The sequence below is a fragment of the Pseudonocardia endophytica genome, from assembly GCF_004339565.1.
GTDB lineage: Bacteria > Actinomycetota > Actinomycetes > Mycobacteriales > Pseudonocardiaceae > Pseudonocardia > Pseudonocardia endophytica.
The window spans coordinates 2596121-2618838 of record NZ_SMFZ01000002.1; the positions used below are offsets into that span (position 1 = coordinate 2596121).

14 protein-coding genes are annotated in these 22718 nt (G+C 73.0%); 6 read left to right on the forward strand and 8 right to left on the reverse strand.

What is annotated here, in order from left to right; all coding sequences use genetic code 11:
- Positions 1 to 11: 11 nt before the first annotated feature.
- Positions 12 to 1685, forward strand: coding sequence for a flavin-containing monooxygenase (locus EV378_RS31010; protein ID WP_207908913.1), 1674 nt, complete (start codon positions 12 to 14; stop codon positions 1683 to 1685).
- A gap of 61 nt (positions 1686 to 1746) precedes the next feature.
- Here EV378_RS31010 and EV378_RS31015 read toward each other — a convergent pair whose 3' ends face one another.
- Positions 1747 to 2658, reverse strand: a complete 912-nt coding sequence (locus EV378_RS31015) for an alpha/beta hydrolase (protein WP_132430983.1) — start codon at positions 2656 to 2658, stop codon at positions 1747 to 1749.
- Positions 2659 to 2892: 234 nt separating this feature from the next.
- Here EV378_RS31015 and EV378_RS31020 point away from each other — a divergent pair, with 234 nt between their 5' ends.
- On the forward strand, positions 2893 to 3618 hold the full coding sequence (locus EV378_RS31020; RefSeq protein ID WP_207908914.1) for a TetR/AcrR family transcriptional regulator: 726 nt from the start codon (positions 2893 to 2895) through the stop codon (positions 3616 to 3618).
- Here the strand turns inward: EV378_RS31020 and EV378_RS31025 are convergent.
- The 5 genes from EV378_RS31025 to EV378_RS31045 all read right to left on the reverse strand — a co-directional run bounded on the left by EV378_RS31025 (position 3591) and on the right by EV378_RS31045 (position 11942).
- On the reverse strand, positions 3591 to 5183 hold the full coding sequence (locus EV378_RS31025; RefSeq protein ID WP_132430985.1) for a flavin-containing monooxygenase: 1593 nt from the start codon (positions 5181 to 5183) through the stop codon (positions 3591 to 3593). The genes EV378_RS31020 and EV378_RS31025 overlap by 28 nt on opposite strands.
- Complete coding sequence (locus EV378_RS31030) at positions 5180 to 6352, reverse strand: acyl-CoA dehydrogenase family protein (protein ID WP_132430987.1); 1173 nt, start codon at positions 6350 to 6352, stop codon at positions 5180 to 5182. The genes EV378_RS31025 and EV378_RS31030 overlap by 4 nt, the downstream gene beginning before the upstream one ends.
- A 16-nt stretch (positions 6353 to 6368) precedes the next feature.
- Positions 6369 to 7931: an acyl-CoA synthetase gene (locus tag EV378_RS31035; RefSeq protein ID WP_132430989.1), complete on the reverse strand. Its 1563-nt coding sequence runs from the start codon at positions 7929 to 7931 to the stop codon at positions 6369 to 6371.
- A 54-nt stretch (positions 7932 to 7985) separates the two neighbouring features.
- Entirely contained in the window at positions 7986 to 11021 is a 3036-nt protein-coding gene (locus EV378_RS31040; protein ID WP_132430991.1) for a CHAT domain-containing protein, read from the reverse strand.
- Positions 11022 to 11111: 90 nt separating this feature from the next.
- The gene (locus EV378_RS31045; RefSeq protein WP_132430993.1) at positions 11112 to 11942 is read right to left on the reverse strand and encodes a hypothetical protein; all 831 of its coding nucleotides are present in this window, start codon (positions 11940 to 11942) and stop codon (positions 11112 to 11114) included.
- A gap of 125 nt (positions 11943 to 12067) precedes the next feature.
- Between EV378_RS31045 and EV378_RS31050 the strand changes: the two genes are divergently transcribed.
- Complete coding sequence (locus EV378_RS31050; protein WP_132430995.1) at positions 12068 to 12382, forward strand: CATRA system-associated protein; 315 nt, start codon at positions 12068 to 12070, stop codon at positions 12380 to 12382.
- A 3-nt stretch (positions 12383 to 12385) separates the two neighbouring features.
- Entirely contained in the window at positions 12386 to 13879 is a 1494-nt protein-coding gene (locus EV378_RS31055; RefSeq protein WP_132430997.1) for a CATRA conflict system CASPASE/TPR repeat-associated protein, read from the forward strand.
- A gap of 25 nt (positions 13880 to 13904) precedes the next feature.
- On the opposite strand, the gene EV378_RS31060 is transcribed toward EV378_RS31055, so the two are convergent.
- A complete protein-coding gene (locus EV378_RS31060) occupies positions 13905 to 17615 on the reverse strand; it encodes a CHAT domain-containing protein (protein WP_132430999.1) in 3711 nt (1236 codons plus the stop codon).
- Positions 17616 to 17745: 130 nt separating this feature from the next.
- Here EV378_RS31060 and EV378_RS31065 point away from each other — a divergent pair, with 130 nt between their 5' ends.
- Both EV378_RS31065 and EV378_RS31070 read left to right on the forward strand, forming a co-directional pair.
- The gene (locus EV378_RS31065; protein ID WP_132431001.1) at positions 17746 to 19896 is read left to right on the forward strand and encodes a hypothetical protein; all 2151 of its coding nucleotides are present in this window, start codon (positions 17746 to 17748) and stop codon (positions 19894 to 19896) included.
- Positions 19897 to 19961: 65 nt separating this feature from the next.
- On the forward strand, positions 19962 to 21155 hold the full coding sequence (locus tag EV378_RS31070) for a hypothetical protein (RefSeq protein ID WP_132431003.1): 1194 nt from the start codon (positions 19962 to 19964) through the stop codon (positions 21153 to 21155).
- Between the two features lie 6 nt (positions 21156 to 21161).
- Here EV378_RS31070 and EV378_RS31075 read toward each other — a convergent pair whose 3' ends face one another.
- Positions 21162 to 22709, reverse strand: coding sequence for an AAA family ATPase (locus tag EV378_RS31075; protein WP_132431005.1), 1548 nt, complete (start codon positions 22707 to 22709; stop codon positions 21162 to 21164).
- Positions 22710 to 22718: the final 9 nt, after the last annotated feature.

A 22718-nucleotide genomic window follows, 5' to 3' on the forward strand; every position in this document is an offset into this window, starting at 1 on the left:
AGGGATCCACGGTGACAGCAACGACCGGCAAGGACACGTCCACGATCACCCTGGGCACGGGCGGTGGTGGCGACGTCGACGTGGACGTCGTGATCATCGGCGCGGGCTTCAGCGGGATCCGGATGCTGATCGAGACACGGCGCCTCGGCCTGACCGCCCGCCTCATCGAGGCCGGCAGCGACGTGGGCGGCACCTGGTACTGGAACAAGTACCCCGGAGCCCGCACCGACAGCCAGGCCTGGGTCTACGGTTTCCCGCTGGACGAGGTGCGCAACGACTGGCGGTGGGAGGAACGGTTCGCCACCCAGCCCCAGACACACGCCTACATCCGGCACGTCACCGACACGTTCGACCTCTGGTCCGACATCACGCTCGACACCCGTGTCGGGTCCGCGGTCTTCGACGACGACGCGCGCACCTGGACGGTGACGACCGACGGCGGCGAGACGATCTCGTCGAAGGCCGTGATCACCGCGACCGGCCAGCTGTCGCTGCCCTACTACCCGTCGTTCGACGGACTGTCCGACTTCGAGGGCGACTGGTACCAGACCCAGAACTGGCCGGACGACGGCGTGGACTTCCGTGGCAAGCGGGTGGCGATCGTCGGGACCGGTGCGACGGCCGTGCAGGTCATCCCGATCGTCGCCGAGGACGCCGCGCACCTCTCGGTCTTCCAGCGCACGCCGAACTACGTCCTGCCCGCGCGCAACGACAAGCTGTCCGAGCACGACGTGGACGTCATCCGCACGAACTTCGACGAGATCTTCGATCGCGCGTTCTCGCAGCCGTTCGGCATGGACATCCCGCCCGCCGCCGGCCGGATCGCGGCCGACTGCACGCCCGAACAGCAGCAGCAGGTGCTGGACCGCGGCTGGGAGGCGGGCGGCTTCCGCTACCTGTTCGAGACGTTCGACGACCTACTCGTCGAGCAGTCCACGAACGATCTCGCCGCCGAGTTCATCCGCAAGAAGATCCGGTCGATCGTGCGCGATCCGGAGACGGCGGAGAAGCTGTGCCCCAAGGACTACCCGCTCGGCGGGAAGCGGCCACCGCTCGGGCACTACTACTACGAGACGTTCAACCGGCCCAACGTCACACTCGTCGACATCGGTGAGACGCCGATCCGGATCGAGCCGAAGGGGATCAGGGCGGGCGACGAGTTCCACGAGGTCGACGCGATCATCTTCGCCACCGGGTACGACGCCATCACCGGGACGCTCGACCAGATCGACATCCGTGGCCGCGACGGCCGGGTCCTGCGCGAGCGCTGGGCCGAGGGCCCGAAGACGCACCTCGGCATGATGGTGGACGGCTTCCCGAACCTCTTCATGGTCGCCGGCCCGCAGACGCCGTTCGCGAACATCCCGGTCGTGGCCGAGTACTGCGTCGGATGGCTCAGCCGCCTGCTGAGGGTCATGCACGAGCGCGGCGCCGACACGGCAGAGCCGACGACCGAGGCGGTGCAGGAGTTCAGCCAGCTCGTCGAGGCCGTGCTCGACGCGACCGTGCTGCGCCAGGGCGGCAAGCGCTCCTGGTTCCTCGGGACCAACATCCCTGGCAAGCCGGCGGCCGCGGTCATGTGGCTCGGTGGAGTCGGCGCCTTCCGCGAGGTCGCCGAGGCCGAGGTGGACGGCGGCTACGGCAAGGTCGTGATGGAGTCCGCCACGGCGAACGTGTCCGGGTAGGGCCGGAGAGCGATGTGAGCGCCGGCCCGCGATCGCGGGCCGGCGCTCACGTGCGTCGGGTTCAGGCGAGCCCGAGGTGCCTGCGGGCCCATCCGGCCGCCGCAGCGAGCGCCTCGTCGGCCTCCGGGGCGCGGCCGGCCATGAACGGGTAGACGTGCTGCTGGTCCGGGGCGACCGTGACGTCGACCTCGACGCCGGCCGCGGACGCCCGCTCGGCCAGCCGCTCGGCGTTGTCCTGCAGCGTCTCCGCGCTCCCCGCGGTGACGATCAGCGGCGGGAGGCCGGTCAGGTCGGCGTGCAGGGGGTTGGCGAGCGGGTCGGTGGGGGAGCCACTCTCGCCGAGGAACATCGACGCCATCGACTCCGCGACCCCGCGGTTCACGAACGCGTCGGTCTCGGCGTTCGAGTCCAGGGTCTTGCCCAGGTGCTCCATGTCCACCCACGGGGAGAACCCGATGATCGCGGCGGGCAGCTGCTCCCCGCGGTCGCGCAGCGCCAGCACGAGCGTGACGGCCAGGTTGCCGCCCGCCGAGTCGCCCGCGGTGACGATGTTGCCCGCCTCGAAGCCCTGGCCCCGCAGCCACGCGAACGCGGCGAGCGCGTCCTCGAGCTGGGCCGGGTAGGGGTTCTCGGGCGCGCGCCGGTACTCCAGGACGAACGAGCGGGCGCCGACGGCCTTCGCGAGATGCGCGGCCATCTTGCGGTGGCTGGCCGCGCTGTTCCCGACGAACCCGCCACCGTGGCAGTAGAACACGAGGTGGTCGGGCGACGCGTCGAGCGGGTTGCACCAGATGCCCCGGACGCCGTCGGTGTCCACCTCGCCGTAGGTGACGTTCTCGGGCTCGGAGGCGAGGTCGCCGAGCTCCTCCATCATCGACCGCAGGGTCGTCAGGCTCATGTCCGGATCGGCCGTGAAGCGGTCGCTCATGTTCTGGAACTGCGCGCGCAGTGCGTCGGACTCCTTGCTCGGCATGCCGTCCTCCTCGACGGTCGACGCGAAGCCTGCCGGGCGTCGTCGGATGACAACCGGCTCGACTCCGTGAGCTCGCGGCGGAGGTCCGAAGCGATCTACGGTGCTCTCTGCCTGCGAAAGTCCAGCGAACCGGATTTCGACTCGTGCGTCAACTCTTTCGCAGAGGTGGGAACGGTGGTCGCCCGGGCGAGCGGCTATCATCGGATCTCCAGTACCCGGGAAGGGGACCTCGCAATGGCCCGATCGACCGGCAGCGCGCCGCGTCGCCGACGCAGCGACCCCCCGTCGGTGCGGCCCGCCGAGGAGCCGATCCTGTCCGGCGTCGCGACGGTCCCGTCCACGACGAGGGGGCGGCGGACCCGCGCGGCCCTGATCACCGCCGCCCGGGAGGTGTTCGAGGAGCTCGGGTTCCGGGACGCCCGCATCTCCGACATCTCCGCGCGTGCCGGCACGTCCTACGGCGTCTTCTACCACTACTTCGACTCCAAGGAGTCGGTGCTCGACGAGCTGTTCACGTCCGTCACGGGCGAGATGTACAACGCCTCGCAGGCGAAGGCGGGCTCCGGTGGGACCGTCGTCGACCGGATCCGGGCGAGCAACCGGCAGTACCTGACGGTCGCGGCGCGCAACGCACGCCTGATCGCGATGATCGAGGAGCTCGCGTACCGGGACCCCCAGTTCCGGGAGCTGAAGCTGCGCATCCGCGAGCCGTTCCTGCGGCGCAACGAGGCCGGCATCCGCAGGCTCCAGGAGCAGGGCCTCGCCGACCCGCACCTCGACGCGGGGACGGCGGCGTCGATGCTCGGCGGGATGATCGAGCACTTCACGCTGCTCTGGTTCTTCCACGGCGTCGAGTACGACGAGGCCGTCGCCGTGGAGACGCTGACCCGGCTCTGGGCCCAGTCGCTCGGTCTCCGGCTCGACGCGTCCGGTCAGCTCGACAGCGCGAACCCCGTGTAGCCGTCGTCGGCCACCTGCAGGAGCCGCTGCCGGTACCGGCCGAAGTGTCCGAAGTAGAAGACGTACGCCCGTGCCTTGCCCGGGATGTTCGAGCCGTTGTACCAGGAGTCGGCCCGGGAGATCATCGAGCCGCTCGCCACCGAGTCGACGTGCGCTGACCACTCCTCCTGCGCCTCGGGCGTCGGCTCGATCGTGGTGTGTCCGTCGTGGCGCATCGTCGCGATGCAGTCGGTGATCCAGTCGACGTGGGTCTCGATGCTCAGCGGGAGGTTGCCCAGGGTCGCGCCGGGGCCGGTGACCATGAACATGTTCGGGAAGTCGACGGTCTGCAGCCCGAGGTAGGCACGGGGGCCGTTCCGCCAGTTCTCGGTGAGGGTCGCACCGCCCCGGCCGCGCAGGTCGATGCCGAAGTACGGGCCGGTGATCGCGTCGAACCCGGTGGCGAACACGATCACGTCGAGCTCGTGCTCGGCCGCGGTGGTCCGGATCCCGCGCGGCGTGATCTCCTCGATCGGGGCGGCCCGCACGTCGACGAGGTCGACGTCGTCGCGGTTGTAGGTCTCGAAGTACCCGGTGTCGACGATCGGGCGCCGGGACAGGAACGGGTGCTCCGGGATCAGCTTCTCCCGGGTCTCGGGGTCCTCGACGACCTCGCGGATCTTCGCGCGCATGAAGTCGGACATCGTCCGGTTGGCGTCGAGGTCGTAGGCGACGTCGCGGTAGGTGCCCAGCGCGAACTTGAAGCCGCCCTCGGCCCACGCCTTCTCGTACGTGGCCAGCCGCTCGTCGTCGGGGACGTCGAGTGCCCTGAGCCCGTTGTGCTGCCACGGGAAGCCGCCCGCCGAGGTCCGGGAGCGCTCGAAGATCGCGCCGTAGTCCGCCTTGACCTCGCGCCAGAACGCGTCGTCGACGGTCTCGTGCCGGGCCGGGATCGAGTACTGCGGCGTCCGCTGGAACACCGTGAGATGCCGGGCCTGCTCGGCGATCACCGGGATGGACTGCACGCCGGAGGACCCGGTGCCGATCACGCCGACCCGCTTGCCGCCGAGGTCGACGCCGTCGTGGGGCCAGGATCCGGTGTGGAACCACTGCCCGTCGAACGTCTCCAGCCCCGGGATCGACGGCACGTACTTCGAGATCGACAGGTGGCCGATCGCGGCGATCAGGAACCGGGTCCGCACGGTCTCGCCCGCATCGGTGGTCACCGACCACGTGGACGTCGCCTCGTCGTACTCACCCGAGACGACGCGCGTCCCGAAGTCGATGCTGCGGCGCAGGTCGAACCGGTCCGCGACGTGCTCGAGGTAGCGCCGCAGCTCGTCCTGCTCCGGGTACTTGCCGCTCCACCGCCACTCCTGCAGGAGGTCCGGGTCGAACGAGTAGCAGTAGACGAACGCGTCCGAGTCGCACTTGGCGCCGGGGTACCGGTTCCAGTACCAGGTGCCGCCGACCCCGTCGCCCGCCTCGAAGGCCCGCACGTCCAGGCCGAGGTCGTCGCGCAGCCGGTGGATCGTGTAGAGGCCGGAGAACCCGGCTCCGACGACGACGGCGTCCACCACGCTCACGACCGCACCCCCCGCTCCGGGCGGTCGAGCAGGTCCCTGGCGACGAGCTCGTTCATGATCTCGGTCGTGCCGCCGCCGATCCCGAGGATCCGGGAGTCCCGGTAGTGACGTTCCACTTCGGACTCGCGCATGTACCCCATTCCCCCGTGGATCTGCACCGCCTCGTTCACGACGGTGTCGCAGGCGGCCACCGCCGTGTTCTTGGCCATCGCGATCTCCGGCCCGACGTCCTCGCCGGCCGACCAGCGCGCGGTCACGTCGCGCACGTAGGTCTTCGCGACCGCCACCTGCCGGGCCATCTCGGCGAGCTTGTGCCGGACCACCTGCCGGTCCGCCAGCGGGGCGCCGAACGTCCGCCGGTCCAGCGCCCACCGGCGGGTGAGGGCGAGGCTGCGTTCCGCGGTGGCGACGGCCTGCACCGACATGATCAGGCGTTCCGACTCGAACCGCTGCATGATCTGGGCGAACCCGGTCCCCTCGAACCCGACGAGGTTGCGCGCCGGGACCCGGACGCCGGCGAACGACAGCTCTGCGGTGTCCGAGCAGAGCCAGCCCATCTTGCGCAGCCGTGAGGTGACCGCGAAGCCCGGCCGGTCGGTCTCGACCACCAGCAGCGAGATGCCGCGGTGACCGTCGCCGCCGGTGCGCACGGCGGTGGTGACGAGATCGGCACGGGTGCCGGAGGTGATGTACGTCTTCGCCCCGTCGACGACGTACTCGTCGCCGTCGCGCACGGCCCGTGTGGTGATCGCGCCGACGTCGGAGCCCGCCTCCGGCTCGGTCACCCCGAGGGAGGCGATCCGGCGGCCGGCGAGCACGGGCCGGACGAACTCGTCGATCTGCCACGGGTCGCCGGCCGCCGCGATGTGCGGCACCCCGATGCTGTGTGTGAACAGCGCCGACGTGACGCCGGTGCTGCCGCCGGACAGCACGATCTGTTCGTGCACGACCGCGACGTCCACGAAGTCGCCCGCCCCGCCCGCCTTCTCCGGGAAGCCGAGCTCCAGCAGCCCCAGCTCGGCCGCCTTCACGTGCAGGTCGCGCGGCAGCTCGCCGGCGTCCTCCCAGGCCGCGAGGTTCGGGACGATCTCGCGGGTGGTGAACGCGGCGACGGTGTCCCGCAGTGCCTTCCGCTCGTCGGTGTTCCACAGCTCGTGGGCTGACGTCATGTGGGCCCCTTCCGGCTCAGCGGTGCACGCTCTCCGCGGCGCCCGCGTACCGCTCGCGCAGGTCGCGCTTGAGCACCTTGCCGGTGGCGGTGCGCGGGAGCTCGTCGACGAACTCCACGCGTCGCGGGCACTTGTAGTGCGCGATCCGGCCACGGGCGTGGTCGATCAGGTCCGCGGGTGCTGCGTCCGTGCCCGGCCGCAGCACGACGACGGCGAGGACGGACTCGCCCCATCGCTCGTCGGGTGTACCGATCACGGCCACGTCCAGCACGGCCGGGTGTCCGAACAGGACCTGCTCCACCTCGATCGGATAGATGTTCTCCCCGCCGGAGATGACCATGTCCTTCTTACGGTCGACGAGCGTGACGAACCCGTCCGCGTCCGACCGGCCCAGGTCCCCGCTGTGGAACCAGCCGCCGCGCATGGCCTCCGCGGTGTCGGCGGGCCTTCCCCAGTAGCCGGCGAACACGTTCGGGCCGCGCAGGACGAGCTCGCCGACCTCGCCGACGGGCACGTCGTGGTCCTCGTCGTCGACGAGCCGGACGTCGACGTGCATGAACGGCCGCCCGACGGATCCCGCGTGCGAGACGACGAAGTCCGCGTCCAGCAGCAGCGCGCACGGCGCGGTCTCGGTCATGCCGAAGCCCTCGAGGAAGCGCCAGCCGCGGGACCGGTAGAAGTCGATCACCGGGAGCGGGCACGGAGCGCCGCCGCACAGCACGAACTGCATGCTCGAGACGTCGACGGAGTCGAAGTCCGGTACCTGGGACAGGGCCGCCCACATCGCGGGCACCATGAACTGCGACGTCACCCGGTGCTCGGCGAGCAGCTCGAGCGTCCGGCGCGGCTCGAACGCGCGCACGGTGACGACCGTGGCCCCGGCGTAGAGGAACGGCAGGACGGAGTTGCCGAGCGCTCCGATGTGGAACATCGGGGCGACGGCGAGGGTGACCGACGCCCCGGACAGGCCGGTGCCGATCGTCGTGCAGTTGATCGCGTTCCACAGCATGTTCCCGTGGGTCAGCATCGCGCCCTTCGGGCGTCCGGTGGTCCCGGACGTGTACATGATCATGCAGAGGTCGTCGTCGCGGATCGCGCCGTCGGGCGGCCGCAGCGACGGACCGGCGGCCGAGGCCGTCAGCTCGGTCGTCGGGACGCCCCCGGTCGGCTCGGGCGGCCCGTCGACGAGGACGTGCCGCACGCCGTGGCCTCCGGTGCCGAGTGCGGCGTCGGCGAGCGTGCGGAAGCGCTCCGAGACGGCGATCGCCGTCGCGCCCGAGTCGGACAGGATGTAGCCGATCTCGGACGCGCCCAGCCGGACGTTGACCGGGACGGACACCGCACCGAGGTTCGCCACCGCGAACACGACCTGCATGAAGCCGATCGAGTTCTCCATCAGGACGACGACCCGGTCACCGCGCCGGATCCCGAGGTCGTGCAGCGCGTGGGCCGTGGCCGCTGAGGAGCGCTCGAGCTCGTCGTAGGACATCCGCCTGCCGGTGTCCCCGTCGACGAGGGCCGTCGCGGTCGGCTTGCGCCGTGCCCGGCGCACGATCCAGTCCCCGATGCCACCCTGCACGCTGTTCCTCCTCGAACCCCCGCGAGCGAATCAGGAGTCGACTCGTCAGTCAAGTCAGCCGACGAGGACGTGCGCCGCCCACCGGGACGGGGCGGTCGGCTGGTCCGAGCGCAGCGCGAGCACGGCGCGGTGGAGGGCCCGCGCGGCGGGGTCGGCGTCGGTCGTCGACGCCAGCTCGGCGTAGAAGCCCTGCGCGATCCGCCGTGCCGCCGTGTCGGCGACCGGCCAGAGCGTCCCGACGACCTGGTGGAACCCGGCGATCCGGAACGCCGTCGCGATGTGCACCGCCTCGTCCGCGAGGCGGTCGCTCGACGTGGCGGTGGAGCACGCCGACAGGAACGCCAGCCCGGCGTCCGGGAGGGACAGCGCGGCGAGGTCGGCGACGGTCAGCGGTGCCGTCCGGTGGTCGTGGAGTACCAGCCGGCTGAGGGCGGGGGTGACCGGGTCGTATGTCGCGTGACAGGCGAAGTGCGCGAACCGGTGGGTGGCCAGCGCGTCGAGGACGGCCTCGCGGGTGGCGTCCGGTCCGGAGAGGACGGTCGCCGCCGGGAGGATGTCGGTGATCCGCTCGATCTCGGCGCGCGCGCCGGGGAGGGCGGTCGCCCCCGGGGTCGTGCTCATCTCGACCGCCAGGACGTCCTCGCCCGTGGAGGCCCGGTGGCCGGTCCCCGCCGCTCGTCCGGACCGGAGCGCGTCGATCGTCGGCGTGTAGGAGGAGACGACGTGATCCATGACGGACGGTCCGGTACCCGGGCGGCGGTGGTGCCCGGCGGCATGGAGCGGGAGGAAGGACGCGATCCCGACCGGGCACCACCGGATCGCCGGAAGATCGGACCGTCCGGGACGGACCGGCGGGCTCAGGTCCAGCTCCGCGAGGACCGGACCGGTGACGTGGTCCCACAGCCAGGCCAGGTCGTCGAGCATGCGTCGTTCGACGTCCGTGCCAGCCGGCAGGCGGAAGGCGTCGGCGCGAATGCGGAGCTCGTCGTAGGTGCAGTCGAGCCGGACGGTCCGGACCGGCTCGTCGCCGACCACGAGGAGGGCGTCGCACCGGTGCGGGCCGGCGGTGACGACCACGATCGGCTCGTCGACGGGCGAGGACGTCCACGGGCCGATCTCCGCCGGACGGAGGAACTCCTCCAGCCCGGCCCGGGTCCGGATCCGGTCGATCAGTGCCTCCCACCGCGCGACGACCTCCAGGTGACGGTCCCTCCTGCCGTCGTGCGGGGGAGCGGCACCCTGCCCGCTCTCGTAGAGATCGAGGCCGGCCAGGTCGGACGCGCCGAGCAGGTCCCGCAGGAGCTCGAACTCCTCCGCCAGTGCGGGGTCGGCCTCCCGGAGCAGGTCGAGCTCACGTCGGCCGTCGAGGGCCTCGCGGAGCAGCACACCGCGTGAGTGCTCCAGGAGCTGGACCGCGTGCTCGGGGCGGCCGGCCTCCAGCGCGACCGACGCCGCCTCCGCCGGGAGTCCGGCGAGCTCGCCGAGTCCGTGTTCACGGTCCGCGCGCCGGAGGCGGCGGGGCGCGATCCCGGGAAGCCGGGTGACGGCGTACTCGTACGCGGCCAGTGCGACGTCCGGCCGCCGCTTCTCCGCCGCCATGGCCGCCCTGCCCAGGAAGAGGTGCGCGACGACACGGGTCCGGGGCGCGACGCCGTCGTCGTCCAGCTCGGTGCAGTGCGCCCGGATCTCGTCCACGATGCCCGGGTCGCGGACCGGCGCGAGTGCGCGGATCAGCGACAGCACGGCCAGTTCACGCACCTCGGATCCGACCGGTGCGACGGCGACGGCCCGGCGCCCGGCCCGCACGGCCTCCTCCAACGCGGTCTCGTCGCCGGTGACCTCGTACAGGGTTCGCGCGATCAGGCTGAGATTGCTCAGCCGGCCGCCGACGGGTCCGCTCCCCGGGGCGGTGGCCTCCGCCGCCGTCCTGGCCACCCGGACCGCCTCCCGGAACGGGGCCGGGTCCGGCGGAGCCTGCTCGGCGTCGGCAGGCACCGGCCCGCTCAGTGACGCGATCTGCAGCGCGTTGGCGAGGTTGCCCAGCCGGGCCGCGTGATGGGCGCTGCCCGGGACGCTCAGGCGGACGGCCTCGTCGCAGGCACGGACCGCCGCGTCGATCGACCCGGGACGACCGGTCCGCTTGAACAGCTCCATCTCGGCGACGCTCAGATTCACCAGGCACGGCGCCCGGTCGACCGGATCCGGCCCGGACGCCGACACCGCGTCACGGCAGACGTGCACCGCCTCGCGGAGCAGTTCGAGGTCGGCGGTCGCCTGGTACTGCGAGCGCAGGGCCAGCCCGAGAGCGGTCAGGCAGGAGGACCGTTGGGACCTGTCGGCCACGGCGACGGCCCGGCGTCCGAGTGCGGCCGACTCCTCCAGTGCCGCGATCGACCGGTCCAGTACGCCGTACCGTGCGTGCACCGAGTTGCCGAGACTCCGCAGGCAGGCCGCCTCGTGATCGTGACCGGGCGGACAGACCGCGACCGCGCGGCGTCCGGTCGCGACGGCCTCGTCCAGCAGCTCGGGCCGGTTCGTGGCCAGGGCGAGGTCGCGCAGGCCCGCGCCGAGGTCGGAGAGCAGAGCGCCGAGGTCCGGATCGTCGACCGCCGTCTCGGCCACCCGGCGGCGATCCAGCGCGACGAGCTCGGCCAGGACGTCCGGATCACCCGTGCTCCTGGACAGCTCACCCAGGCACAGGGAGAGCACCTCACGGAAGGCGGTGACGGCCGCCGGCGACGGATCGACGACGGCTTCGCGGGCCAGCGGGGTCGCACGTGCGAGAAGCCCGGGCCCAGGGCTGTTCCGTGCCAGGTCGACCAGGAACGTCCGCAGGTTGCCCCGGTACCGCGCTCGCTCGGGGTGCTGCTCCGTCACGGCGTCGACGAGTGATCCCTGGACCCGCACCAGGTCGTCGACGACGTCGGCGTCGCCGGTCCGCCGGAACAGGAGCACGTGGCCTACTGCGAGGTTCGCCAGGCAGGACGGCCGGTCGGGATGGTCGGGTGACATGACGTCGAGGACCTCGTCGAACGCCCGGATCGCCTTCCTCAGCGGGCGTGTGCCGCGACGGCGCCCGGCACGCTCCATCAGCCAGAGCGCGCGGCGCGCGCGCTGGTTGTGCTTCAGGAGATCGTCAACGATGCGGATCCCTCCGGCCCCGGGTGACGTGCGGACGCGTCACGGTACGGACTCCGCGATCCGACGTGCCGGGATGCGAGCCACCAGGCTCCCCACGACGACTCCGAGCACGAGGGAGACCGGATGGCTCCATACGAGGGCGGCGAGCCAGACGGCGGCCCCGACGATCAGCGGTCCGAGCCACATCATCGAGCGCAGCCGGAACGGCGCCATGCTGAACGTCGTCGCGATCAGGCCGAGCACGAACGCGGCAGCCGTCATGCCGAGGAACACCCCACACGCCTGACCGAAACCGGGCGGCCCGAGCAGGTACCCGACGACGCCGCCCACGACGGATCCGGCCGCGACCATGACGATCGCCCACGAGTCGTGGACCTCGACGTAGCCCGTGCTGTTCCGGTGCGCCACCTGCCAGGCGGCCACCAGGAGGTCGGGGAACGTGGACGCGCCGACGAACGCCCCGATCACGGCACCGTTCCAGCCGGCGAGCAGCCCACCGACGGCGAGCCCGACGACCAGGCCGGCGAGGAGCCCCCACGGGGCCAGGTGGGTTCCGTCCCGCTCCTCGTGGCGCCTGCGCGACGCGGCGGTCGCGGGCCCGGTGTCCGGGAGATGGTCGGCATCGAGCACGATCCGACGGGCCGCGTCCGCCGGGATGAGGACGGAGCGCAGGACCTTCAGCAGGAACCGGTCCCGCTCGTCGGGTGTGTCCCGGCCGGCGTGCTCCACGAACGCGACCATGTGGCCACCGAGCCGAACGAACCCCACCGTGCGGAACACGTTCTCCTCGGTCTCGTAGGTGTACTCCAGCGGGAGGTCGGTGGTCCTGTCGACGTGCAGGACCGCCATCCGCAGATCGAATCCAGGCATGCGGTCCTCTCCGTGAGCCGGGGTCGGACAGGACGATGTCACGGGAGGTCGGGGAGGGTCCCCGCACGAGCCGTCGAATGCGGGCCGTGGTCGGGAACGGGTGACGGCCCGCTACTGTGCCGCGCATGCCCGATCATCGGCTGGTGCTCGACGAGGACCTGCGCGCCGACGCGATCGACGTGCTGAAGGACGCGGCGAGCTGGTCTCTCGGCGGGCCACGGTGGGGAGCCGTGGCGGGTGCCCTGTCGACGATGGGCGACGCCGCGCGGGCCGGGGACGTCGACGCGTTCCGCAGGGCCGTGTACGCGCTCGAACTGGCGGGCCCGGTGCGGGCGGTCGGCGCCGACGAGCAGCCGGTCGTCACGGCCCCCGAGACCGTCCGGGTGGAGATCGGCCGGCTGTCCGGCATCGTGGAGAGCGCCGAGACGGACGAGGGCTAGCCGGTGCCGACGTCGCCCGCGTTGGAGGGCTTCGAGCTGGTCACCCACGTCTTCGTGGCAGCGACCGGGGACGCGGCGGCGGATCAGGATCGTGCGACGCGGCTGTGGGCGGGCCTGGACGGGACGCTGGACCGCAGGACGGCGATCGGCCACCATCCGACCGAGGTTCTCGAAGGCGCGCGCCCGGGCCCCGACGGAGTCCTGGCCGCGGCCAAGGCGTCGGGTCCGGCCGTCCACCAGGCACTGCTCCGGCGCGAGAACGACATGATCTGGCTCGCGACCGTCCGCGCCGTCGCGCCGGGGGAGCCGGGCACCTGGCCCGACCTCGAATCCGACTGGGATCGCTTCGACGGGCCGCGGGGCGACGCCGTGATCGGTTCCGTCCGGATCCTCCAGGCGCGGACGGACCGTCCGGGTGTCGCGCCCGACCCGGTCGAGCTCTCCGACGCCGTTCGGGCCGCCACCGGGATCGACGGAGCCTGGGCCGACACCGGCATCGCCTGGACGGATGCCCAGCTCGGCTCGTTCGCGGTGTGGGAGGCGCCGCCTGCCGGCCCGCCGCCGCACGATCCGGACGGCCGGACACACCGCCGGCTCGTCGTCGTCGCCGCGCACGACCGCGATCCTCAGCTGAGTGCCTGGACCTGGACCCGCGGTCCGTACCCGACGCCGCTCGGGCGTTACCTCCTCCAGGCGGCGACACTGCGTCACGAGTACCGGCTCCGAGGCCGTCGCGACGGTGGGACGTCGCTCGACGAGGCCGACCGGCGCTGTGAGCGCGTACTGGCCCTCGTCCGGGGTCCGATCACCGCCGACGTCGATCCTGCCCTGACCGCGCTGACGGAGCTGACGTCCACCGGGCCGGAGCTCGTCACCCGAGCCACCCGGCTGCGGGAGGGCGCTCGGAACGTGACGATCGCCCGTCGCAACATGGTCCTCCACCTCGGCCCGGCCGTGGCCGGTCCCTTCGACGACGACCGCCGCCTCGCCGAGTGGCTCGAGCGGCAACTCGACAACGACCTGACCTATGTGGACACAGCGCTCGAACGGCTGCGGAGCGTGGCCGGTCTCGGTGAGCGGTTCGTGGAGCGTGGACTGCAGCGGGCCCAGGAGCGACTGCAGAGGCGTCGCGAGCTCCAGCAGCGTCGCCAGGAACGGTTCAACCTGACGCTCACCGGGCTGGTCGGTGCGATCCTGATGGCGCTGGCCGCGATCCAGGCGTTCGGCTACACACCCCCGCTCCCACCGGCGGCGGTTCCGGCCATGATCGCCCTGCTCGGCGCGTTCGCCCTGCTCATGTCCATGATCGTGGTGCGGATCTCGACCACGTCGCGGGCTGTGGGCTGGGCGCTGATCGTGGCAGCGGGACTTGTCGGCGCGACGGCGGGATGGCTCGTCCAGTCGTGGGCCCAGGAAGGCCCGGTGGGCGTGACCTGGGCCGCGGCCGGGGTCGGTGCGGTCGTGGGAGTGTGTGTGACGCTGTTCCGCCGCCCCTGATCCGCCACGACGGTTCCGCGATCACTCAGGCGCCGAGGTGGACGAAGCCCGCCCACGCCAGCGGGTCGTCCCTGGGCGAACGCTGCAGCTCCAGTTCGGGTGCGGTCGTCCGCGCGGCCGGATCGACCGCCCATGCCCTGGCCCGGTGCAACGCCTCGGCCGGTGGGAGTCCCTCGACCCTCAGGTAGTGGTGCAGGCGGATCATCAGGCCCGAGGTGAAGCTGTCCGGTACGGCCCACAGCGACCCGACGGCGGATCGTGCCCCGGCCGCGAGGAACGCCGTGGCGAGGCTGAACGCCTCGTCGTAGTCGGCGCCGCCGACGTTCGTCGAGCACGCCGCGAGCACCACGGTGTCCAGCGTCAGCGGCGCGGTCGGACGTCGTTCCAGCAGGTCGGCGACGGTCAACGCACCGTCGGCCAGCTCGAGGGCCGAGCGGGCGGGATCGTCGGGTTCGGCATTCCCGTGGCACGCGAGGTGGACGACCGAATGTGATCGGTCTCCGGCGAGACGGTCGAGTACGTCGTCACGGTCGCCCGGCCCGGCCGCGTGTATCCCCGGTGAACCGGGGCCGAGGTAGTCGCCGTCCGGGTAGTACCGACGGTGGAGTGCGTGCGCCTCCTCGAGGGCCTTGCTCAGACCGCTGCCGGCCGGAGCGCCGAGAACGAGGGCCCGTCCGTCCACCGCACGGGATCGACCCACGGAGCGGCAGAGCAGCCGGCCCGACGGCGTGTGGGACACGACTGCTCGCACCGCCAGCGTCTCGACCGGATCCCCGCCGCGTGGGCGTGCCGCGTGCCAGGGGACGAGCGCGGCACGGCCGACCGGCACGAGGACGATCCGGGGGAGTCCGGGGTCGACGGCGTGTGCCCGGACGGCCGGGAGCAGTGCCGCGACAACGGTCTCCCACGCCCAACCGGTCAGGTCGCCGAGCTCGGAGCTCCAGATCGCCCGGTCGCCGCCCTCTCGATGGGCGCGCTGGTAGGCCTCTGCGTAGCGGTCGATCGCGCCGTTCGGCTCGTCCCGCAGCCCGGGCAGTGCCAGCACCTCGACCTCGGCCCCGGCAGGCACGACGACCGCCAGACCGGGCTCGTCCCCATCGCCGGGGAGCAGGTAGACCAGTGCGTCCGACCCCTGGACGCGCAACGCCGACCGGATCTCCGGGAGCGACGGGGGGTCGAGGAGGCCTGCCGGGTCGTCGGCGAGCGCGTCCAGGACCCGCCGCCAGAGGTCCCCGCTCAGCCCCGAGCCGGCCAGAGCGGGCACCTCGGCGTCCAGCAGGTCGCGGCCTCCGCTGCGCTCCCACTCGTCGGCGAGCTCCGTCCGGCCCTGTGCCCGTAGCCGGGTGGCGACGTCGCGCGTGGTCAGTGCGGCGTGCAGGACGAGACCACGTCCGGCCTCCAGGGCGGCGACGAGATCATCCGCTGCACCGTCTCCGGCGCACTGCCGTGCGAGGGCCATCGCGTCCGCCGCCGCCGACCGCGCGACGCGTACCGCCTCGTCGCTCCCGGACTGACCGAGCACGAGCCGCGTCCGTCCGCGCAGCGCGTCCGCGCCGAGTCGCCGCGACGCCGCCCGGTCACCCGGTGCGTCACGTAGTCGGCGGGCCTCCGCGGCGGTACTGCTGCTCGGGCCCCACCGAGGGTGCTCCGGGCCCGGCAGCTCGGCGAGCGTCCGGTCCGACCACAGCACGGCATTCTCGACGGCCTCGCGGTCGGTCGGTACCGCCCGCGCCCGATCGGTCCACATCAGACTCAGCTGGGTCGTGCACGCGGGACGTAGGCCGTTGTGCCGCAGTGGTCCGTTCGCGTCCGCCTCGACCATGGCGGCCATCTCGGCCAGGAGGCGCCGGGCGTCGTGGTCGGGGGCGGTCCGCATGCGGGCGGTCAGGTCCATGATCCGGGCGATCGACCCCATCGCCTCCTGGAACGGTCCCGGCACGTCGCTGTCACCGGCGACCGCGGGCGGGCCGGCCGGGGCGCGGCCCGCGAGCATCTCGCCGAGCCAGTCCAGCATCGCCCGGAGCGGATCGTTGCCCGAGCCGCTCCCGTCGATCTCCTCCTGCGCCTCGGCGACGGCGGTGCGCAACGTCTCGAGGTCGGTTCCCTCGATCACGGCGGCGAACAACCGGGCCAGCCGGGCGAAGGCCCGCCCGTCGGGACCATGCTGCTCCACCACCGTGATGGCCGAGTTCAGCTGAGCCAGATCAGCGGTCCGGAACGCGTCCGTCATGGCGTGCACCGCGAAGAGCGGAGCCATCAGCGGCCCGACCTCGTCGGAATGATCGCTGTCCCGGATCGCTGTCAGCACCGCGTTCCCGTCGGCGGGCCGGCCGCTGACGACGGCGTCGTGGTCGGCGACGGCGACACGGGCGATCCCGAGCCGGGTGTGCCACTCCGGCGGCGGCTCGGGGTGTGCGGCGGCCAGCGCGATGAGCCTGCGGATGCGGTCGATGTGGATCGAGCCCTCACCCGCGAACCAGAGATCGAGCGCGACCGCGGGCATCGCCGTCAGGGCGACGGCTGCCGCGTCGGGTTCGCCGGACGCGACGGCCCGCTCCAGGGCGGCGTTCGCGTCGTCGAGCAGGGTGGCTGCCATCGGCCGCAGTGCCGAGTCCCGTGTGCGCCGGGCCCGGTCCTCGACGAGCTCGAGCCGGTAGGCGAGGCCGGCCAGCGCCGTCCCGGGATCGACCGGGCCGGCCGACAGCATCGCGGCGAAGCACCCGTCGGCGCGGTCGCGGTCGTCGTCCGAGCCGGCCAGCCGCCAGCGGAGCAGGTGCGCGTTCCCCGTCTTGTGCCACATCTCGACGCGTTCGTCGCCGGGCCGCGCGAGCGGGTCGCCGAGAAGCGCGAGGGCCTCGGCGATCCCGGACGGATCGTCGGTCAGCTCGGCCTGCATCACGAGCCATTCGGCGAGCTCGTCGGAGACGTCGAGGTCGTCGGGCCGCTCGGCGCGGACGCGCCGCAGCAGTCCGATCACCCGGGCCGCGGCCGCGGGGTCCTCGTCGCGCCACATGCGGGCTTCGACGAGCCCGGCCTCCAGCAGATCCATGTCGGCCGGTTCGACACCGGGATCCGGCAGCGCCCGGAGCCGGTCGAGCGCGTCGGCCGCCAGGTCCAGGTGCCCGGTCATCGTGGCCGCCCGGCAGACGGTCGTCAGTGCGTCGCCGAGTAGCGGAACCATGTCGGGGACGTCCGTCAGCCCGTTCGCCAGCTCGGTCAGGTGACCGGTGAACAGGGCGGTTTCCTCCGGATCGGTCTCCAGGAGGCGGGCGGTCCCGGCGAACATGGACAGGACCGCGTACGCCCGCGGGTCCGAGGCGCGCGCCGCCTCGGCCTCCAGCGCGGGTACCGGGGACACGTCCCGCGCCTCGGCGTCGCGGAGCAGCACCATCCCGAGGTCGATCGCGAGGCCGCCGCGGTCGACGTCCGGATGGGGCGCGCCCCGCCATGCCCGGCGGGTCCACCCGACCGCCTCGGTGAGATCGTCCGTGTTCCCGGTCAGCTCGGCGCGCAGGTCCAGCGCGCAGCCGAGATCACGGTGCCGGGGAACGATCGCGGGATCGTCGGGAAGCGTCGCGGCCACGGCGGCTCGCAGGGCGTCGACCGCCTCGTCGAGCATGTCGCGGGCGTCCGTCGGCGCGACGTACGCCTCGATCGCCCGCTCGATCAACCGCGAGCCCAGCCGGGCCAGCTCGTCGGCGGACGGACCCGCGGTCGGGTCCAGGGTCCGATCCATCCCCGTGCGGCCTCCCTGCGTTTCTGCCGTGCGCCGGTGAGTCGGAGTCGCAGCTCGCGGCGTTACCCCCACCCGAACGATCGATGCGTCGTGTAACGCCGATCACCGACGAGCCGACGAGGTCCGGGACGTGCCCCTCTCGCGAAAGGTCGTGCCCGTGGACGCCCTCGGCCCCGTCCTGGTCGGCGTGTACCTCATCGGGATCCTGGTCTCGGGCACGGTGATCCGGGCCCGCGCCGGGACCGGCGTCTGGCTACGGCTGAAGGTCTTCGGTCCCGACGGGTTCGGTCCGGTGTGGATCGCGACGGCGACGGCCTGCTCGATGGCCTGGCCCGTCACGCTGGCCGTATGGCTCGCCAGGGGCCGCCCCGAGCCGCGGGTGGTGTTCAACGAGAAGGCGGAGGAGCGCAGTCGTCGGGAGACCGCGGCCGCCGCGGCCGCCCAGCCGGCACCCCCGCGACCGGCGGTGGCGAGCCAGACCGCGCGGGCCGGGTCGGTCCCGCCGGCGAGTCCGATCGCGCGGGCCGGAGCGGCGGTGGTTCCGCCCGTGAACCCGGTCGCCCGGATCGCCCCGGCCACGACCACCGTCCCGACCACCAGCTTCGGCTACACCGCTCCGCCCGACGCCGTCGTCGACGGGTGGGGCTGCCCGAACCGCGACTGCGGGCGCGGCGGCCCCGACGTCCCGCAGCGGTGGCCGCACCCGTGCCCGGGGTGCGGAACCGCGACCGACCCGACGTTCGCCGAGCCGTGGGCGCACGACGCTCGCGGCCCGTTCCTGCGGGCTGCCGTCGCCGGGTCCGCCCCGGCCGTCCGGGAGGTGTGGGTCGGCGCTCTGGCCGGCTGGGAACACGCCGATGCGTTGCGCAGAGCCGACGCCGCCGCGGCGGAGCGCGCCCGGCTCCGGGCCCGCGACGTGCTCGGCCAGGTCTCCGAGGCCACCGCCGGGTCGCTGCAGGCCGGGATCGTGAACGGATGCCTGGCCCACGGCCTCGCCGACTCCGCCGCGGACGAGCTCCTGTACTGGTCGGCCCGCGTCCGCACGGCAGGCGCCGCCGCCGACTCCGGACGACGCGCGGACTGCCGCACCCTGATGGACGGTTCGCTCGACTTCCTGGAGAGCGCTGCCGGTGCCGGGCACCGGTTCGCCCCCGAGATCCGTCGCTCCGCCCTGCTCCTCCGGTCAGCCGTGGGGGATCTTCTGGCCGCCGGCGTCGACGAGCGGGCGGCGCGGGTACTGGACGGCGCGCCGTTCCCGGTCGCGGTCCCGGCGCCACGGACAGCGCAGGCATCCGCCGCGACCGCCGTCGACCCCGCGCCTGCGGCCGCCCCGCCGTGGCCGGAGAGCAGGCCAGCACGGTCGACCGTCGTGCAGCCCACGACCGGTTCCCGGGCGGCGCAGGCCGTGCCGCCGGACTCCGGGTCATTCCCGCCGCCGGTGGCCCGTCCCGTGGCCGCGCGACCGACGACCCGGGCCGAAGCGCGGTCCGAGGACCCGGACCGCGTGTTGGCGGCCGTGCTCGGCGGTGTGGTCGTCGGCAGCGCGCCGGTCCTCGACGCCGTGCGCGCCTGGGTCCCGGACGGCTCGTCGGCGGTCGAGGACCCGGCGCCCGCCGACGGTCCAGCGACGATCGGTGGTGCTGCCCTCGGGCGGGTCCGCCGCGGTGCGGGCAAGCTCGTCGGCTCGTCCGGACCGGGCACTCCCGACTGGGCCGCGGCCGGCCCGCACCACCGGGCCGCGTGGTGGTCGGAGCGGATGGGTGCGGTGGTGGCGGCCGCGGTGGCGGCGGCCTCCTCGAGCGGCCCCGTCGCGGAGCACGCCAGCCTCCGGCCCGCCGTGTCGATGGCCGGGCAGGCGTTCGTGCTCTGCGCGGTCGCCGCCGAGTTCGGTGTGGCCGACCGTGACGAGCTGGTCGCCCTCCTGGCCGACGTCCTGTTCGGACGGACACCGCCCGCCTCCGCGACGGAGCCCGATCCGGGGACCCTCGCCGACGTCGCACGCCGGCTCGACGGCACGGGCGCTGCCCGGGTCACGGCGTTCACCGAGATCGCGTGGAGGCTCGGACGCTCCCTGCTCACCCTTCGCACGGAGCTGACGGACCGCCCGGAACCGGCCCGGCGCAGCCGGCTCGGGAAGGTGCCGGGTCTCGGTGCGGTCGGCGGTTTCCTCGACGAGCGGTCGGCCCTGCGGGAGGTGACGGCGTCCGGTGTCGCCTGGCTCGAGAGGCGCTCGGCCCCGCCCGGTCCACCGTTCGGCGACCCGGTGTCGCGTTCGTCGTAACGAGCGCGTTCCGGGTCCCGAGATCGCGGAAGAGCCGCCGACAGCCGGCGGGAGAGGACGACGACGTGAGCGACCACCCCACACGGGCCGCACGACCCGACCGGCCGCTCTGGGGGCCCGTGCGGCGTCCGGGCGAGGTGACTCCACCCGGTCCGCTCGACGCGCCCACCGCGGAGCCCGACGCGGCGACGCCGGCCGGGCCGCCGTCGACCGGCCCTGACATGCCGGGTGCGTCGCCGTGGTCCGGCCCGGAGGGGCCCGCCGCCTCGCCGTGGTCAGGCCAGCAGGCGCAGGGCGCGCCGTGGTCGAGCCCGGAGGTGCCGGGTGCGTCGCCGGGGACGGTCGCGGCCGGCGTGGCGGCGCTGCCTGCCCCGGACACCGCGGCCGCCCCCGGATGGGCTCCCGCCCCCGGGGCACCCGACGGTCCCGCCATGTTCGGCGGACCGGCAACCGGCAACCCGTACGCAGGCACGCTCGGGGGCGACCTCTACGGGCCGGCGACCCCGTCCCACCCCCTGTCGTCCCCCTTCACCGAGACCCGTCAACGGCCCACCGTCCCTCCTCAGTGGACCGGACCGGACCGGACCCACGCGACTCCGCCGCCCACGGTCCCGCCTGCTCCGGCGACCCCTGCTGCCGCAGGTGAGTGGAGCCGGACGAGGCTGATCGCCGTCGGCATCACGTGCGCGGTCGCGCTCCTCGTCGCCGGATCCGGTGTGGTGTGGGCGATGAACCGCGTCCCGGGACCGGCCGCGGACGCGGCGTCCGTCGGACAGGACCCGGTCAGCCCGGCGTCGGTCGCGCCCGCCCCGGCATCCACCCAGGCCGCCCCCGACCCGACCGTGCGGTCCGGCTCGGGACTGGTCCAGGTCGACGCGGCAGCCGCCTCGAACCCGCTGGCCCAGCCGGTCGCCGACCTCCTGGACCGGCACTTCACCTCGATCAACACGCTGGACTACCCGACGTGGACCAGCACGGTGTCGTCACGGCGTGCCGCCGACCAGACGGCGGACCGGTGGCGGTCGGACTACCGGAGCACCCGCGACGGCGACGTCCACGTCACCTCGATCTCCGACGACGGCAGCGGCGCCGCGACCGTCGGGCTGCGGTTCACCAGCCAGCAGGACGTCGCGGACGCGCCGTCCGACCTCTCGGTCGGGAAGATCTGCTGGTCGAGCCGGTGGCCGATCACCGGGCTGCCGTCGGCCGGGACGATCGGCACCGCACCCAAGGGCACGACGACCAAGCAGGCCTGCTGACCTCCCTCAGCCCAGCACGACCCGTCGCGGCCGGGGGCGTCCGTGCTCCGGCACGGCCACCGGCCGACCGGACGCCGGGATGGCCCGGTCGCCGAACGCGCGGATCTCGGCGATCCGTTCGGGCGCCGAGACGGACAGCGGGACGACGTTGCGGAACGCGTCGCGCATGAACTCGTCGGTGACGTGCGGGTCGCCGATCCGCATCGCCTCGTGGCCGATCTCCTTGACCGCGGACTCCAGGTCCGACCCCGCGAAGCCCTCGCTCATCTCGACGAGCTGCTCGACGACGTCCGGTGGCACGGGGACGCGCAGGTAGCGGCGCAGGTACATGCCGATGATGTCGCGTCGTTCCACGGCGTCGGGCAGGTCGACGAAGAACATGTCGTCGAACCGGCCGCTGCGCAGCAGCTCCTGCGGCAGTGACCGGACGTCGTTCGCGGTGGCGACGACGAAGACCCGCGCCTCGGACTCCTGCAGCCAGTAGAGGAACTGGCCGACCAGCCGCGTCGTCACGCCGGTGGAGTCGCTGCCGGAGCCGGCCAGGCCCTTCTCGATCTCGTCGATCCACAGCACACAGGGGGAGACGGTGTCGGCCGTGCTCAGCGCCTCCTTCAGGCGGCCCTCCGACTGGCCGACGTACTGACCGAAGATGGACGCCATGTCCAGCCGGTACAGGGGGAGCTGCCAGTTGGCGGCGATCGCCTTGGCCGACAACGACTTGCCGCAGCCCGGGACGCCGATGAGCAGCACTCCGCGAGGCGGGCGCATGCCCCGGTCGCGCAGGTCCATGGTCAGCAGGGGGCGCTTCTTGCGCAGCCATTCGCGCAGGCCGTCCAGCCCACCGACCTGGTTCTCGCCCTCGCGCAGCGTGACCCGCTCGATCCCGTTGAGATCACTGAAGATCGAGTCCTTGGCGCGGCTCAGCTCGGCGAGGTCTCCCCGGCTGATCCCGCCGCGGACGACCAGTGTGGACAGGATGTTCAGCGCCTCGATCTTCGTGATTCCACTGAGGATCGACGCGGCGAGTCCGAAGTCCTGTTCGGTCCACTCGATCGGGATCTGGCTCCGGTAGCCGTCGAGAAACCCCCGGATCTCGGCGCGCATCTCGTCCAGGTCGGGGACGTCCAGGGTGATCGACATGCCCAGCCGCTGCAGCCGGGGCCAGATCGGATCAGCGGTGAGCACGACGATCGTTCCGCCGCGCTGCTCCCCGAGGGCGGCGAGATCGGCGAAGCGACGGCTCATGTCGTTGTCGTCGCCGAGGTTCTGCACGTCGGTGAACACCACGGTGACGTTCTGCCGGGCCTGGAACTGCTGACCGGTGAACTCCAGTGCACCGAACAGCGACCGGTCGTCGATCACCTCGGCGCCGGTGCGCAGGTCGCACAGGCCCTGGCTGTGGCTGTGCACCAGGACCTGCAGCTGCTTCGCCCCCGCGACGGCGGCGAGCATGTCGCGGACACGGGCCTGCTCGACGGTGCGCACCGAGACGAACGGGATGCGGGCCAGCAGGAAGGACTCGATCTTGTGTGCGGTCTCGGCGCCGTTGGGCACTGCGAGGAA